The organism is Pseudomonas cavernicola, assembly GCF_003596405.1.
GTDB classification, from domain to species: domain Bacteria; phylum Pseudomonadota; class Gammaproteobacteria; order Pseudomonadales; family Pseudomonadaceae; genus Aquipseudomonas; species Aquipseudomonas cavernicola.
Genome location: NZ_QYUR01000002.1, coordinates 255,827 through 271,359, shown reverse-complemented (window position 1 = coordinate 271,359; position 15,533 = coordinate 255,827). Strand labels below are relative to the sequence as shown.

Sequence of the window (15,533 nt, the reverse complement as noted above, 5' to 3'; positions counted from 1 at the left end):
TCCGTTCCGGGTCAGGCAAGGTAACGCGAGAAATTGTGTGGATATTCCAGCTTTTGGCATCTGGTCGGTATGGAAGTTGGTAGGGCTGACTTGTATGGTGGGTGAGTTGCACATCCGAGTTACTCTTCTGGTGTACGAGTCGCAGCTCCGGCGGCTATTCAAGCTTTCAGTGTTTTCTCTGATTTAATTCATAAGTAAACGTCAAATAACTGTCGCTTTGCGGTTGTTCAGGCGGGGGAATGTCAATATCTCTCGGCGACTAACAAGTCACGAAATGGTGTGGACGCGTGCTGGTGTCGCGGCGCGACATCACTCTTCAGATTGAGACACAAAAAAGCTGGTGGTGCCAGGGTTCCTACGGTAATAAGCCTTAATCCGCAGCTGCCGCCCGACCTTCAGCAGCAACAAATCAACCCGCTAACTCTGCCTGGTTTCAGCCTGCCGCAGGGCCAGAACGGCCTGTTCCGCCTCAGCGGCCAGGCGGCCCAAAGCAGCGTCGCCAGCACCGCGCAAACCTCCGCAGGCGACCGCACCCTGTCCGGTCGCAGCATTGCCCTGGGCCAGCGCGAGCAGAGCCTGAGCCATACCGCAACCCAAGGACGCAGCCTGGCCATCGCCACCCATGGCGGCTTGGCCGCCGGGCAGGTCGAGGGCAGTGCCTGGAGCCTGGGCAACAGCGGCGGCAGCCTGCTGGCGAGTGGCACCACCGGCGCGGTCGATTCGGGGGGCGCAGCGGCGCCCGTCGCTCTAAGCGGCCAAGTCCTGTCAGGGGCGCTTGCGCTGCCGGGCTCCACTGAGCAGATCCAACGTAGCGCCGGGAATGTTGCGAGCATTACCGCGGTCAGCGGCCAACAGGTCAGCCTGGGGAACAGCGAGAACAATGCCGGCGTGCCCCAGGTCGTGCCCAGCGCCAATCAGGCACAGCTTGCCATCGCTCCCCCCGTGGCGCAGCTAGTGGCCCAGGTGCAGGGCCTGCCCAGCAGTGCCACCCCGACCAACAGCCATAAGTACTTGATCGAAACCAACCCGGAGCTGACCAACCTTAAGCAGTTCCTCAGTTCCGACTACATGCTCGGTAACCTCGGCTACGACTCGGATCAGGCCCAGAAGCGCCTGGGCGACGGCCTCTACGAGCAACGCCTGGTCCGCGAGGCGGTAGTCGCACGCACAGGCCAGCGTTTCCTCAATGGCCTGACCAGCGACGAGGCGATGTTCCGCTACCTGATGAACAATGCCATCGCCAGCAAACAGGCGCTGAACCTGTCCCTTGGCGTCACCCTGACCGCCGCACAGGTCGCCGCGCTGACCCACGACATCGTCTGGCTCGAAGAGTACGAAGTCAACGGCGAGAAGGTGCTGGTGCCGGTGCTCTACCTGGCCCAGGCCAATAACCGGCTGGGCCCCAATGGCGCGTTGATTCAGGGCAAGGACGTCAGCTTGATCAGTGGCGGTGAGCTGAATAACAGCGGCACCCTGCGGGCCGGCAATAACCTCAGTGCCAGGGCGGGTGGTGATCTGGCTAACACGGGCCTGATCGAGGCCGGCAACCGATTGGATCTGCTGGCCGATAAGAATCTCACCAACACCCGGGGCGGTATTATCGCCGGGCGTGACGTCAGCCTGACCGCGGTCACCGGTGATCTGCTCAACCAGCGTAACGTCACCCGCCATGAGGTCAATTACGCCGGCCAGCAGCGGACACAGGACTACGTCGACAGCGCCTCGCGCATTGAGGCCGCCAACAGTCTGAGCCTCAAGGCCGGGCGTGATGTCGTTAACCTGGGCGCTGTGTTCGACAGCAAGGGCGACCTCAGCATCGACGCCGGGCGTGACGTAACCATCGCCTCAGTCGAAGAACGCACCCGGCAGGCCCGTGGCAGCGCCTACCTCAACGAGCACGTCACCCAACTGGGTGCCGAAGTCAACGCCGGGCGTGATATCCAGATCAATGCCGGGCGCGACATTTCCGCCATTGCCAGCCAGATCGATGCCCGTCGCGACATCGCCCTGAGCGCTGCGGGGGATGTGACCCTGGCCGCGGCAGCCAACGAGGATCACTTCGCCTCGCGCAGTAAGAAAGTCACCCAGGAAACCCGCTCGCTCAAACAGCAGGCGACCGAGTTGGGCGCGGGCCGAGACATCTCCATCAGCGCCGGGCAGGATCTGACGGTGTTGGGCAGCCAGGTCAAGGCCGAGCACAACGTCGCCCTGGATGCCGAGCAGGACATCAACATCCTCTCCGCCAAGGACGAGAGCTCCTCTTACTACTTCAGAAAGAAGAAAGGCTCCTTCGGCCGTAGCAGCAGTACGCAGTCGGAGAGCTACAACAGCACCAACGTCGCTTCGGTGATCAAGGCCGGCAACGATCTCACCATCAACGCCAGCCAGAGTGCAGACGGCAGCATGAGCCTCAATGGCGGCCGCGATGTCAGTGTCATCGGCAGCCAGCTCAAGGCTGGCAATGACCTCTTGGTAGGTGCGACGGGCGACGTCGCCGTGCTGTCTGGCGTCGAAGAGCACGGTTCATACAGCAAGAAGACCAAGTCTGGCTTCCTTGGCTTGTCGAAGAGTGGCAAGAGCCAGCTGCAAACCACAGCAACCCAGGTCGCCAGCGAACTGGATGCGGGCAATGACCTGGTGATTGCTGCCGGCAACGACATCCGCCTACGCGCCAGCGAAGCCACGGCTGGCAACGATGTCGAGCTGCGTGCGGGGTTGGTTAACGACACCGGCGACATCAACTTGGTGTCGGCCAATGACACGGCGTACAGCCTGAGCGAGCAGTACAAGAAGAAGGTTGGGCTTTCCACATCGGGAGGCTTCCTTTCCGTCTCCTCGGCCAAAAAAGCTGGCAGGGAAGCGCAAAGCAGCACCACCGTCGGAAGCCAGGTCGTGGCGGATCGTGATGCGAAATTGCAGGCCGAGCGGGACATCAATGTCGTCGGCAGCGGCATCAGTGCCGGCGGCAACGTCAGCCTCGACGCCGGGCGTGACGTGAATGTCGTGGCGGCCCAAGACACCAGCACGCAGCGCAATTGGGAAAAGAACAAGCAGGTGGGTATCGGCGTTTCTGGCGACGCTAACGGGGTCAACTTCTTCATCGGCGCCGAGCGTAGCCAGGAAAAAGACCGCCAGCAGCGAGAAACCGCCGCTGCCAGCCAGATCAGCGCCGGCCAGGACGTGAGCGTGCAAGCCGGTCGCGATATCAATCAGAGAGGCTCCGACCTTCAGGCCGAGCGCGATATCAACCTGCGAGCCACCCGTGACATCAACCTGGATGCCGCCCGCGAGACTTTCGTTCAAGAGGAAAGTGACAGGCGCGAACGCACTGGTCTCACCGTCAACGTCAGCCATAACTACGGTAATACCAAGGATGCCGTGGGCGGGGCGGGCAAGGGCGATAACGGAGTCAGCAAGGGCTCCAGCGCCCTGCAGGCCGTCGATGCGGTCAGACAGTTCGTGTCGGGCCCGACCATTGCCGTTCATCTAGGTTCGGCCAGCCAGGAAACCAGCAGCCGCCAGGAGACCCGAAGCAATCGTGCCTCCACCTTGGATGCCGGGCGCGATATCAACGCAGTGGCCGGTGATGGCTTAACCGTAAGCGGCAGCCAGTTGCACGCCGGGCGCGACATCAGCCTGGCCGGCAAAGACGTGACGCTGGATGTGGCGCGTGGTGCCGCTACCAATGAAAACAAGGAGAGCCGCGGCCAAGGCGGCATCAATGGTGGAACCGCCGGCGGCTTCAAGGTCGGTATCGGCGGTAGCCGTGGCGAAGCGATTGAAGAGCAGACGCGCGGCACCTCGCTGCCAACCCAACTGCAAGCCGGTCGCGATATCGATCTCAAGGCCACTAACGACCTGACCCTGATCGGCACTCAGACCAAGGCGGAGCGCGATATCAAACTCAACGCCGGCAACGATCTGACGATTCGTGCCGCCGGGAATGAGTTCGACGAGGAGTCCACGCGCCGCAGCGGCGGCGGTGAGGTCGGCATCGCCGTCGGCCAGCAAGGCATTGGTGTCTACGCCAGCGTCAGTATGGGCAAAGGCCAGCTGGAGCGTGAAGGCGACCGCCAGCAGGAAGCCTACCTCTATGCCGGTGATCGCCTGAGCTTCACCAGCGGCAAGGACACCACCATTGCCGGTGCCGAACTGCGCGGCGATGAGGTGATCGGGCGAGTTGGGGGCGACCTTAGCGTCTCGTCGGTGCCAGATACTGGCAAGGTCAAAGGCAAGGAGTTCGATATCAGCGCCACGGTCACCGTCGGCGCCGGTGTCAGTGTCAGTGGCTCGGTGGGTTACGGCAAAACTACCGGCAAGACCAATTGGATAGAAGAGCAGACCAGCATCACCGCCAAGGACCGGCTGGACATTCGCACCGAAAACCACACCCAACTCGACGGCGCGCTGCTCGCCTCGGACAGCGGCAACCTCAAGCTGGACACAGGCACCCTGGGCTTCCGCGATATCAAGGGCGAAGACAAGGAGCATGGCTACTACCTCAACGTAGGCGGTAGCTATGGCTTTAGCTCTGGTGAAACAGGGCAGGCCACTGGCACCAGCATCGTTCAAGACCCCAGCCAGGTCGGCAAGGGCAAGAAAGGGGAAAGTGGCTGGAGTGTTAGTGGTTACGACTACCGCAAGGAGCGTGATCAGATCGTTCGAGCCACGGTAGGGGCGGGTGACGTCGTCGTGCGCAACGACGCCGAGACCAGCAACGACTCCACGGCTGGGTTGAACCGGGATCTCTCCCAAGCTTATGAGGTCACCAAGGACGAGGAGGAGCGGACGGATCTGTATGCGAGCAGTTCGTCCGTTGATGCGGTGAGTCATCCGGTTGAGACCTATGAACAGTGGGAACAGAGTGTTGAGAGGTATGGGGAGAGTAGTGAGGAGGCTTTAGCGAACGTCGGCAAGCTCATCATTGCAGGCTCGAGCCTCGCAGAGGGTAAAAGCCTCGAAGAAATTCAACGGCATCTGAGGGTAGTGGAAGTACTAAGGCAGTTGAATAAAGGCGATGCGCAGCAAAGGGCTTCAGCGGCTAGAGGACTAGTGGGCGTAATTACTGAGAATGCAGGAGGGGCGGAAAACCAAGCAGTCGCAGATCGTGTTGCACAACTCGCTGAACAGGATCCTACGAAAGCTCAGCAGACCTTGGCCCTCTTGGCGAAGCTGCAGCATCCGCAGAACGGGGTGCAGCAGAATTTCGGCCCTCTTCTATTAGGGGTGCCTGTAGTAGAAGCTCTGGGCGTCGTTCTTCTATCGGCTGCTGCGACATCCGGTAACCAGCAGAATTTGAGTGAAGCTGCGAACTCCCTGATGGAAGCTACTGCTAAGACAGGAGCAAATGCTCGAGAGCAAGTGCGTTTATCTGCTGAGCTATGGGCGCTGGTTGTTGGAACCGCGTTCCCGATCCATACGCTTGATCCAAAGTATGGCCCTCTGGTCAACCCGATTGTTGACCCTCTTTCAGGCAATGATGTAGCTGGTGGAGGGTATGGGGCAGATGGAAGAGTTGAGCTCCCGACCCATACGGGAGGGTCGCAGTTGGATGGGCCGCAAGGAGGCACTAGCTATACAAACCCTGAGCATCAGTTGCCGTCGGGGAACATGTATAGTGAGGGGAGTTTACCAAATGGAAAAACCGTCGACTCCTTCGAACGAGGGTTAGTAAAACTCCCCCCCGGCGAGCGTGTTGCAGAGGTCAAGAAAACAGCTCAGGAAGTTGCTGTTTCTTATGGTTGGAAGAAAGATAGCAAGCTAAGTCGAACTAATGGGAGAGATGTATATGTTAGTCAAAGTGGTGGCTTGTATGCGGTAGATACCCAGCATGGGCGCTTTGAAGTGGTTAATGGAAAGACAGGTGCTCATATGGGGGAGGTTAAGTTTAACTTGGAGTCCGTACCTGGGTCGAAAGACTATTCCGGCGGCCACGACTTGAAGGTCAAATAATGAAAAGTACGAAGCTTGTCGATTACTCTGAGTCAAGTATCTCTAGAGGGGCTATTCTTCGTTTGCCTGCAAAGTGGCCCTACGAAGCTGTTGTTGATTTTATGGTTGTTGACTTTCCAGATCCGGAGTGTGGACATACTCTCATCGTTTCGTCTGGGAATAAGGCAGGTTTAGTTTTAATTCAACTCCCACGTGAAAGTTTCTCACCTTCCGGACATGCAATATCTAAAGATTGGCTTATCTCAAACTGGGAGCGGTGGATATATCCAGATTGCCCCGTTGAATTTGTTTATATTTTGGAGCGGTATAATACGCGGAATAAGATACAGAAGTAGGAGTATTTGGGGACGGAAAAAGGGGACAGATTTATTTTTCTGGCCTGCTAGGCTGATACTTTCATGGAGGGAGGTTTGCTTATGCCCAAGGACAATAGGGGACAGGCCACAAAGGATAAAGGGGACAGATTTATTTTCTGCTGATCTCCTCTGACTGATTTCGTCCAAGGAAGGAGAAAACTTTATGCCCAGGATGGGTCGAGTAGTTTTGCCGAACTACCCACACCACATTGTGCAGCGGGGTCACAATCGTCAGGTTGTGTTTATGCAGGAAGAAGACTTTCGGCGCTATCTGGCCGATCTGAAAGAGTTGAAAGAAGTCTTCGGCGTGCGAGTTTACGCTTACTGTTTGATGACCAACCACGTCCATCTGTTGCTGGAGCCGGGCGAGTCGATGACTGGCTTGGGACAGCTAATGAAAACCTTGGCGGCGCGGATGACGCGCTACCGAAACAGGTTGGAAGGTCGTTCGGGGACGCTATGGGAGAGCCGTTACAAATCGAGCGTAGTGCAGACCGACGCGTACCTTCTGGCCTGTTGTCGTTACATCGAGTTGAACCCTGTTCGGGCCAGAATGGTGGAACGCCCAGACCATTATCCTTGGTCGAGTTATCGTGCCCGGATTGGGGCTGAGGATGGGGGCGGCTGGCTTGACTGCGACCCTTGTTATCTTGGACTTGCCGATACAGAAAAAGAGCGCCGAGTGAGTTATATGGGTTTCGTTACCCAAGCAATTCCCGAGACGGAACTAAAGCTGATTCGTGAAGCACTGCAGCGTGGACAGTTAACAGGGAATGCCAAGTTTATAGAAGAAGTTGAGCGGGTTGCCGGGCGGCGTGTTGAGTTGAGAGGACAGGGGCGACCGCTCAAGGGGAAATAAATCTGTCCCCTTTTTTTGCAGAATGCCCTGATCCTGCGAGAGTATGGTGAGGGGACTGCAACTGCTGCGAAACTGTTGGAAATAGCGGCGTCTGGCGGTCTTGTTCGTGCGAAAGGGACTGCCACCGCGGCAAAGGGGGGGATGTTAGGAGAGAGCGGTGTTCAAACTGCGAGCAAAACGATTTGGAAAGGCAAGGGTAAGGAACGACTCGATGTGGAAAATCCTAACCCTGGCCAGCGTCCTGGACAGTTGCACTATCAGGATAATGACGGTAACAAGTATTTGTATGATCCAGCAACGAATTCATTTCCGAACGCGCCTAAGTCTGTCAACAAGCTGCTGAAAGATTATAAGTTTCAGGGCGCTGTCGAGAAAGGCATGAAGAAATACTTGGGTGAGTAACTATGCTTGCGATGAATAAGAAAATGGATCAAGTAATTCAGGGCTCAAGCTGGGATGGCAGGATGTTGCCGCCTGAGCTTTCAGAACTGCTTGCTCCCGGCTTTTTTAAACGGGATGGGTGCACCTTTTTGGCATCTCTTGCAAAAGGTGACACGAATGTATCTGCAAGTGATTTTCCGGATAAAACAGGGTATGAGTGCTTCGTTAATTCTGTGCATATAGATGATTATGTTGAGTGTGATTACGTTGTCTATGCGTGCTTGTTTGTCGAGGAGTTTTTTAACGCTTGGAGGTCCAGTAACTCAAGTGAGATAGCTCGAGCAATTATTTCCAGTGACGAACTCGGTGCTCTAGTTAAGTTTCATGTTGCTCGTGGTGGTGAGTCGTGGGTTGGTGAAGACTTAGAAAAGTATGAGGAGGCTATTCTCGTGGCTGATTCATTGTCGAAACAGAAACTAAGGGTGGTCTGAATTGGCCCCGACTTTTCCTGCTCGAGAGCACAGCCACTTCAAAAAAAGGAGTAATAGGGGACAGACCCCGATTTACTGAGTTGAATTTGCATTTATAAAAACGTGGTCTGTCCCCTATTTCTCTAGAGGAGCCTCAGAGGCTGTAATGAATTTTTTATCCAAGCCTAATTTCGAGGAAATTCAATTATGGTAGGTGTATATGGATGAGTTTGATAAGAGAAATCCAGTACTAGATCCGGAGAAAAAGAGTTTGGCATCAGAGGATGAGTTTTTTGGTCCATTCTGGAGTGTTAGAAAGACAGGTGATAATTTCGTGCTGAGATACATCTCCGGAGAGGTGGGGGGGCGACTGAAAGAGTTGGAAATAACCAAGGAGGAATTTGAGTTCATTCGAAATGGAGAAATTGATATAAATTCAGTGCTCTTGAAGTATGGTGCTTACTAAACACGCAATAATAGGAGGCGGACGCCGACTAAAGTAAGGGGTAATAGGGGGCAGACCACGATTTTACTGAGGGTGTGCTCTGATTAATCGTGGTCTGTCCCCTATTACTAAGCAAGTTAACGCCGTATGGAACAACTCTTTCAGATGAAACTTCATCATATGGGAGATTTAGTCAGAGCTATGCGGATCGAACTTATCGGGGCCTTAACTTAAATATCAACGAGCGCGGGCTATTGGCTCAAGAACGCGTGCAGGCAGAAGCCGCAGGATGGGTTAAACCCGATGGCTCGACGTGGTGGCCTCCGTATGACGGAGCTATTCCAGGGACCCAAAGAACGATCACCTATCAACCTTCTCCGGAGGGTTCTCCGCTAATTTTAGTTGATCGATATGGGGAAACATCGGGTAGATATATATCCCCTGTAGGCGTTCCATTGGATGCAAGAGCTCTATCAAACGTACCTACATCTCCTCCATCCGTTTACTCTGTTGATGGTGTGATTGAAGGTGTAGAGAGAGCAAACGCAGCAGGTTGGTTTGATCAAAGAGGTACTGGAATTCAAGATAAACTTCCAGGAAGAGTTCAGTATTACCTAGATACAGGAAAATTAGGAGAACGATAATGTGGACAGTCAAAGAATTAATAAGCTTTCTTGATCGGAAGGGTATTTCAACTTCTTCATACGGGATTTATGAAGAGAAGAACGAGGCCTTTTGTTTGCAGAAATCTGGTGAGGAATGGGTCGTGTATTACTCTGAACGAGGCAATAGGAATGAGCTTGGTTGGGGAAAAACAGAGGCGCAAGCTCTGGATATCCTGAAGTTATTTTTATTGGAGTCGCACAAAAAAATATGATTTTTGAAGGATCTATTAGGGGACAGACCACGGTTATCCGATCCGATCCCGTCTAATCTTTTGGCGTCATGTTCCGGGGTAATAGGGGACGGGGTAATAGGGGACAGACCACGATTTTACTGAGGGTGTGCTCTGATTAATCGAAAGTATTAGGGGACGACGGGTATTAGGGGACAGACCACGGTTATTCGATCCGATCTCGTCAAGAGTAACGCGAGGAAAGTCAGGGCGGCCCAGGTTGGCCCCCAATGCCTGAGTCTGGTTTGTTGTTTTAGCAAACCGTGGTCTGTCCCCTAATACCGCTGAGTGTGTAGCGACAGGGGCGAATATTGATCTCGGTGATGTGAGCACTTTACGCTGGGTAAAGGCCGCAGATGCAAAAATGATTAGTGATCTTGGAGATGTTCTGAGTGCAGGGGCGATAGTTACTACTGGAGGTGTATCTGTAGGGTTGTCGAACGCTTCGACCATTACATCGTTTTTATCTGGATATTTAAAAGACGATCTTGTTAAGGCGTCGACTACCGCCGCACTAAGTGACGGATTTGAGCGTTACGCCATCGCCAAGGGAATGCCAGCCAGTGATGCTTTAAAGGTTTCGAATGCATTGGGACTTTCAGGTGTGTGGGATACACTGTTTGATAATTCAAAAGAGATTCTTAAGGCAGATTGAGATGATTGAAGCTTTACATAGGTATGGGAATATTCTTGGCGGGGTGCTGCTTTCTGCTTCTTTGGTAAGTTGCTTTTGGCGATTTGGTGGGGATTGGAAAAAATTCTTCACTGTTTTGATGGTGCAATTGTGGTTTGCTCAGGCTGTTTATGGATATTTAAGAGGAGGAAGGGTATCTATTGGCCCGGGAGGGCTAGGTAAGGATGCAAATCCGGCATGGCGGACTGCGTTAGCAAGTGTTGCTCTATTGCTATATGCAATAGTTTTTTTTCTGGATTTTTAAAATAATAGGACCGAAAAAGGGGACAGATTTATTTTTCTGGCCCAGCGTTCGGCACAATGGCTAGTGCAACTGCGGGGTCAGGAACGGCAATGGCGGCAGGTGTCGCAGGAGGGACTGCCGCAGGTTTTGGTAACGTCGCTGCAACAGCAGCGCTGACCTCTATGGCTAGTGCCGCAACCGTTAGTGCTATCAATAACAAGGGCAATCTGGGAGCCGTAGTCAAAGAAACTTTCTCTTGGGACAGCCTCAAAGGTTATATGACCGCTGCTGGATAAGAAAAGGGGACAGATTTATTTTTGGCGGGAAAATGCTGTCTGATAAATAAATCTGTCCCCTTTTTCACTGATTAAGGAATGTGCTGGATGCGCCATATGCTGAATTTGTGCGCGGCGGAAAAACGGCAAGTGGGAAACTGGAGTGGAACTACCCAGGCACAAACTCCGAAAGCATAGCCAACTGGAAATTGAGAGAGTTGAAATGATTGGTTTGAAATTCAAAAGGCTTGACGGAACCTATACTCAGGTTGATATGGGCAAGCTTCAGTCTTTGGCGGATGGCGTAAGCCAAATTCATCACGCTTGGGCCAGTACTCTTGTGTATTGCAAAGAGCTTGATGCAGTCATTGAACTGTCCGAGGCCCCGCCCGATATTCGGGGAAACAGTGAAGGGGCTGCTGAAGAAGTAGATGCAGCTTACGCCGCATCGGTCTATGGAGTAAGGCGGCCATAAAAAAGGAAAAGGGGACGGGACCTGAAAGAGTATTAGGGGACAGACCACGGTTATCCGATTCGATCTCGTCTAATCTTTTGGCGTCATGTTCCGGGACAAGGAGTTTCCACCATGTCACGTCGCGCGCGAGTTTTGCTGCCAAAAAGAATAAAGGGGTCGGAGTAATTTGTTTTTGACCAACTAGTTACTTAGTCGAAAAAAAACCACTCCGACCTCTTTAGCTCGTAGCTCGTAGTCCAATGCTGCATCAGTCGCCGCTGCAGCCACCACCCCATACCAGGTATTCAAGGATATGCCGCTGGCCCTTGGAGTCCTCATAGGTCATGCGTGTAGGCACGACCTCGCAGACGTAAGGCGGGGTGTCTATGGCGATGACCTTGGCAATATCCAGTTCCATCGAGTAGTTGTAGACCTCCACTGGCAGTTCATGGGACGCGTCCATGCTAGTTGCCAGGGCCAGGGGGCAAAGGCTGGCCAGGGCAAGGCCGGTAAGGATTGTCTTCATGGCATTCACCGTGACGCTATCGGCAAGAATGGGTTGCTGCCCTTGGGGGCAGTAATGAAAGGATAGTTCCCTGCGGGTTCGGTCCATGGCGATTGGGGACCAGTGGCTAGGGATGGGGGCTATCAGGAAGCACGCGCTGCCCGGCCGCGCTATAACTGCAAGGCCCATACGGCGCTGCCGGGGGAAATAATTTGCGACTCATAGCCGGCGCTCGGCACGGGCGTGCCGAGCCTTTAACCCATCTACCGCAATCGAATGAGTCCAATAAAGGAGTAATAGGGGACACCCATTAGCCGAGCACCCGCGCCGCCCATCGGTAGTTGGGGCGCGGGTATTCTGCTGTTGTAGCCTTAACGGCGCTCCAGCAACACCCCACTTTCCATGTGGTGGGTGTAGGGGAACTGGTCGAAGAGTGCGCAGCGCGTGACACGGTGGCTGTCATGCAGCTGGGCGATGTTGGCGGCCAGGGTTTCCGGGTTGCAGGAGATGTAGAGGATGCGCTCGAAGCGCCGGGTCAGCTCGCAGGTGTCCGGGTCCATGCCGGCGCGCGGCGGGTCGACGAATACGCTGCCGAACTGGTAGCTCTTCAGGTCGATGCCCTGTAGACGGCGGAACGGCCGCACCTCATTCAGCGCTTCGGTCAGCTCCTCAGCGGAGAGGCGCACCAAGGTCACGTTGTCGACGTTGTTATCGGCCAGGTTGGCCAGCGCGGCGTTGACCGAGGACTTGCTGATTTCCGTGGCCAGCACTTTGCGCACGCGAGTGGCCAGCGGCAGGGTGAAGTTGCCGTTGCCGCAGTACAACTCGAGCAGATCGTCCTGGCGCTCGCCGAGGGCATCGAAGGCCCAGTTGAGCATCTTCTCGTTTACCGCGCCGTTCGGCTGGGTGAACGCGCCTTCCGGCTGGCGGTAGCTGAAGGTGCGCCCGGCGACGTCCAGTTCTTCCACGACATAGTCGCGACCGATGACCAGGCGCTGACCGCGCGAGCGCCCAACCAGGCTTACGCCCAGCTCCGTCGCAAGCTGTTGCGCCGCCGCCTGCCAATGCTCATCCAGCGGGCGGTGGTAGCAGAGGGTGATCAGCCCGTCACCGGCCAGGGTGGTGAGGAACTCGGCCTGAAACAGCTTGAAGCTCAGCGCCGAACTGAGCTGCCAAGCGGCTTTCAGGCGCGGCATCAAGTCATTGATGCGGGTGCTGGCGATCGGAAAGTCGTCGAGCAGGATCGGTGTGTGTTTATCGCCGGCCGCGAACATCGCATAGAAACGCTCTTCATTCTCCCGCCACAGGCGGAACTCGGCGCGCAGGCGGTAATGCTCGCGCGGCGAGTCGAAGACTTCCGGCTCCGGTGCAGCGAAGGGCGCGAGCAAGGCAATCAGGCGGTTTTTCTTTTCTTCCAGCTGGGCCAGGTAGGCGGCCGGGTCGAACTGTGGAGCACTCATGGATAACTCTATTGTGTAGGGCGGGCTTCAGCCCACCAATGCCAAGGTGGTGGTGGGCTGAAGCCCACCCTACTGGCTCAGGCGTTGAACCAGCCCAGTTTAATTACGAACAAAATCGCGAGTATCACCAGTGCTGGGTTCAGTTCGCGCCAGCGGCCGGCCAGCAGTTTGATCGCGGCCCAGGCGATAAAGCCGAAAGCGATGCCGTTGGCGATGGAGAAGGTCAGCGGCATGGCCAGCGCGGTGATCACCACCGGGGCGGCGACGGTGATGTCGCTCCAGTCGATTTCCGCCAGGCCGGCGGTCATCAGCACGGCAACGAACAGCAGTGCCGGGGCGGTGGCGAAGGCCGGTACGCTACCGGCCAACGGCGCGAAGAACAGCGCCAGGAGAAACAGGATGGCGACCACCACGGCGGTCAAGCCGGTGCGTCCGCCGGCGCTGACGCCCGCCGCCGATTCGATGTAGCTGGTAGTGGTCGAGGTGCCCAACACCGAACCGACCATTGCGGCGCTACTGTCTGCGATCAGCGCGCGGCCCATCTTCGGCATGTAACCGTCCTTGCGCATCAGTCCGGCTTTTTTCGCCACGGCGATCAGGGTGCCGGAGTTGTCGAACAGGTCGACGAAGAGGAAGGCGAAGATCACGCTGATCAGGCCGATATCCAGCGCGCCCTTGATGTCCAGTTGTAGGAGGGTCGGCACCAGCGACGGCGGCATCGACACCACCCCGCCGAACTTGGAGACGCCCAGGGCGATGGCTGCGCCGGTGACGGCGAGGATACCGATCAGCACCGCGCCCGTGACCTTGCGTGCCTCCAGGGCGACGATCAGGAAGAAGCCAAGGACGGCCAGCAGCGGTTCCGGTTTGCTCAGGTCGCCCATGCCGACCAGAGTGGCCTTGTTGGCCACCACTATGCCGGCGTTTTGCAGGGCGATCAGGGCGAGGAACAGGCCGATACCGGCGGCGATCGCCGAGCGTAGCTCCAGCGCGATGCTATTGATGATCCATTCACGGATCTTGAAGATCGACAGCAGAAAGAACATGCACGCCGAGAGGAATACCGCACCGAGCGCCACCTGCCAGGTGTGGCCCATATGCAACACCACGGTGTAAGTGAAGAAGGCATTCAGGCCCATGCCCGGGGCGAGGGCGATCGGGTAGTTGGCGATAAAGCCCATGATCGCCGAGCCAATGGCCGCCGCCAGGCAGGTGGCGACGAACACTGCACCTTTGTCCATGCCGGTCTCGCCGAGGATGCTCGGGTTGACGAAGAGGATGTAGGCCATGGTCAGGAAAGTCGTGAGACCGGCGAGGAGCTCGGTGCGCACCGCGGTGTTATGCGCGTTGAGTTGGAATAGTCTTTCCAGCATGGTGGGCTCCCCGTGGCGCACAGCGCCGTGAATGTTCAGTCAGGCCAAAGCAAAGCACAGTCGTCGCCAGGCTGCGTGAAAACTACCGCCCTCGGTCATACGGCCGTCGCAGCGCTGTTTTTCTGCCGGACTGAAAAAAGGCGCGCATCATACCAGCTCGCCAAGTGCGCTTAATCAGGCGCGTTGAATTGATGACTAAACGGACAGCTTTCGTTCTGGTTTCTTCAGGAGAATCAACATGACTGCTCGTGCTCTGCTCGCCGTCGCCGATGGCGTGGAAGACCTTGAAACCGTGACCTTGATCGACGTGCTGCGGCGTGCCGACATCGAGCTGCTGGTGGCCAGCATCGAAAACCGGCGGATGCTGACCTGTGCCCGCGGCACGCGACTGACCGCCGACGCCATGCTGGTCGACGTGTTGGCGCAGGACTTCGACTTGATCGTACTGCCGGGCGGTATGCCTGGCGCTCAGCACCTGGCCGACCACCAACCGTTGGCTGAGCGGGTGCGTGAGCACGCGGCGGCCGGCAAGCTGTTCGCCGGTATCTGCGCCGCGCCGGCAGTCGCCTTGCAAAGCTATGGTGTGCTCAAGCAGCGCCGCATGACTTGTTATCCGGCCTTCAGTGATCGGCTCTCCGGTTGCACCTTCGTCGACCAGCCAGTGGTGGTGGACGGTAACTGCATCACCAGCCAGGGGCCAGGCACCGCGCTGGAGTTCGCCTTGACCCTGGTCGAGCAATTGGTGGGTAAGGGCAAGCGCAAAGAGATCGCCAAGGCGATGCTGGTATAGGCGCGAAGCTGGTTTTCTCTCTTTCCAGCCGGAAAGCGCAAAACCTGTAGGAACGGGCCATGCCCGCGAAGCTTTTGCTTGAGAGGCTTTCGCGGGCATGGCCCGCTCCTACGAAGAACCTACGGGTTGGGCGGCTCGTGCAGCCGTTCGCGTTTGGCCAGGGTCGGGAACAGACGGGTAGGCTGGGTAGAGCGTAGCGAAACCCAGCACTTCAATCTGCGGGGGCGGCCCGCTGGGTTTCGTCCGCTGGACTCTACCCAGCCTACGGGGCGTTTACCTGTGTGGGCGGCTCGTGCAGCCGTTCGCGTTTGGCCAGGGTCGGGAACAGACGGGTAGGCTGGGTAGAGCGTAGCGAAACCCAGCGCTTCGATCTGCGGGGGCGGCCCGCTGGGTTTCGCCCG

The 15,533-nt window shown here is 56.4% G+C and carries 15 protein-coding genes and 1 pseudogene; 13 read left to right on the top strand and 3 right to left on the bottom strand.

Annotated features, from left to right (window positions below; translation table 11 throughout):
- Positions 1 to 369: 369 nt before the first annotated feature.
- The 12 genes and pseudogenes from D3879_RS01570 to D3879_RS01525 form a co-directional block, all read left to right on the top strand.
- A pseudogene (locus D3879_RS01570) lies at positions 370 to 5,952 on the top strand (hemagglutinin repeat-containing protein); the annotation flags it as partial.
- Complete coding sequence (gene imm45, locus D3879_RS01565; RefSeq protein WP_119952387.1) at positions 5,952 to 6,287, top strand: Imm45 family immunity protein; 336 nt, start codon at positions 5,952 to 5,954, stop codon at positions 6,285 to 6,287. The pseudogene D3879_RS01570 and the gene imm45, both read left to right, overlap by 1 nt.
- Before the next feature lie 184 nt (positions 6,288 to 6,471).
- Positions 6,472 to 7,167 carry a transposase gene (locus D3879_RS01560; protein ID WP_119952386.1) on the top strand — a complete coding sequence of 232 codons (696 nt, stop codon included), beginning with the start codon at positions 6,472 to 6,474 and terminating at the stop codon, positions 7,165 to 7,167.
- Between the two features lie 15 nt (positions 7,168 to 7,182).
- Positions 7,183 to 7,569: a hypothetical protein gene (locus D3879_RS01555; RefSeq protein WP_119952385.1), complete on the top strand. Its 387-nt coding sequence runs from the start codon at positions 7,183 to 7,185 to the stop codon at positions 7,567 to 7,569.
- A 2-nt stretch (positions 7,570 to 7,571) separates the two neighbouring features.
- On the top strand, positions 7,572 to 8,039 hold the full coding sequence (locus D3879_RS01550) for a hypothetical protein (protein ID WP_119952384.1): 468 nt from the start codon (positions 7,572 to 7,574) through the stop codon (positions 8,037 to 8,039).
- Positions 8,040 to 8,238: 199 nt separating this feature from the next.
- Positions 8,239 to 8,484 carry a hypothetical protein gene (locus D3879_RS01545; RefSeq protein ID WP_119952383.1) on the top strand — a complete coding sequence of 82 codons (246 nt, stop codon included), beginning with the start codon at positions 8,239 to 8,241 and terminating at the stop codon, positions 8,482 to 8,484.
- Positions 8,485 to 8,573: 89 nt separating this feature from the next.
- Entirely contained in the window at positions 8,574 to 9,107 is a 534-nt protein-coding gene (locus D3879_RS27745; protein ID WP_420800895.1) for a TNT domain-containing protein, read from the top strand.
- Entirely contained in the window at positions 9,107 to 9,340 is a 234-nt protein-coding gene (locus D3879_RS01535) for a hypothetical protein (protein WP_119952381.1), read from the top strand. Before D3879_RS27745 ends, D3879_RS01535 begins: the two co-directional genes overlap by 1 nt.
- A 343-nt stretch (positions 9,341 to 9,683) precedes the next feature.
- Positions 9,684 to 10,013 carry a hypothetical protein gene (locus D3879_RS26220; protein ID WP_147411081.1) on the top strand — a complete coding sequence of 110 codons (330 nt, stop codon included), beginning with the start codon at positions 9,684 to 9,686 and terminating at the stop codon, positions 10,011 to 10,013.
- A gap of 1 nt (position 10,014) precedes the next feature.
- On the top strand, positions 10,015 to 10,296 hold the full coding sequence (locus D3879_RS26215; protein WP_147411079.1) for a hypothetical protein: 282 nt from the start codon (positions 10,015 to 10,017) through the stop codon (positions 10,294 to 10,296).
- Positions 10,297 to 10,385: 89 nt separating this feature from the next.
- Positions 10,386 to 10,571, top strand: a complete 186-nt coding sequence (locus tag D3879_RS01530) for a DUF637 domain-containing protein (protein WP_158592052.1) — start codon at positions 10,386 to 10,388, stop codon at positions 10,569 to 10,571.
- A gap of 202 nt (positions 10,572 to 10,773) precedes the next feature.
- On the top strand, positions 10,774 to 11,025 hold the full coding sequence (locus D3879_RS01525) for a hypothetical protein (RefSeq protein ID WP_119952379.1): 252 nt from the start codon (positions 10,774 to 10,776) through the stop codon (positions 11,023 to 11,025).
- Positions 11,026 to 11,272: 247 nt separating this feature from the next.
- On the opposite strand, the gene D3879_RS01520 is transcribed toward D3879_RS01525, so the two are convergent.
- The 3 genes from D3879_RS01520 to D3879_RS01510 all read right to left on the bottom strand — a co-directional run bounded on the left by D3879_RS01520 (position 11,273) and on the right by D3879_RS01510 (position 14,342).
- On the bottom strand, positions 11,273 to 11,530 hold the full coding sequence (locus tag D3879_RS01520; protein WP_119954851.1) for a DUF2790 domain-containing protein: 258 nt from the start codon (positions 11,528 to 11,530) through the stop codon (positions 11,273 to 11,275).
- A 350-nt stretch (positions 11,531 to 11,880) separates the two neighbouring features.
- Entirely contained in the window at positions 11,881 to 12,969 is a 1,089-nt protein-coding gene (gene trmA / locus D3879_RS01515; RefSeq protein WP_119952378.1) for a tRNA (uridine(54)-C5)-methyltransferase TrmA, read from the bottom strand.
- A 77-nt stretch (positions 12,970 to 13,046) separates the two neighbouring features.
- The gene (locus D3879_RS01510) at positions 13,047 to 14,342 is read right to left on the bottom strand and encodes an NCS2 family permease (protein ID WP_119952377.1); all 1,296 of its coding nucleotides are present in this window, start codon (positions 14,340 to 14,342) and stop codon (positions 13,047 to 13,049) included.
- Between the two features lie 238 nt (positions 14,343 to 14,580).
- Between D3879_RS01510 and D3879_RS01505 the strand changes: the two genes are divergently transcribed.
- Positions 14,581 to 15,132 (top strand): DJ-1 family glyoxalase III, encoded by a 552-nt coding sequence (locus tag D3879_RS01505; protein WP_119952376.1) that lies wholly within the window; start codon positions 14,581 to 14,583, stop codon positions 15,130 to 15,132.
- The last annotated feature ends 401 nt before the right edge of the window (positions 15,133 to 15,533 follow it).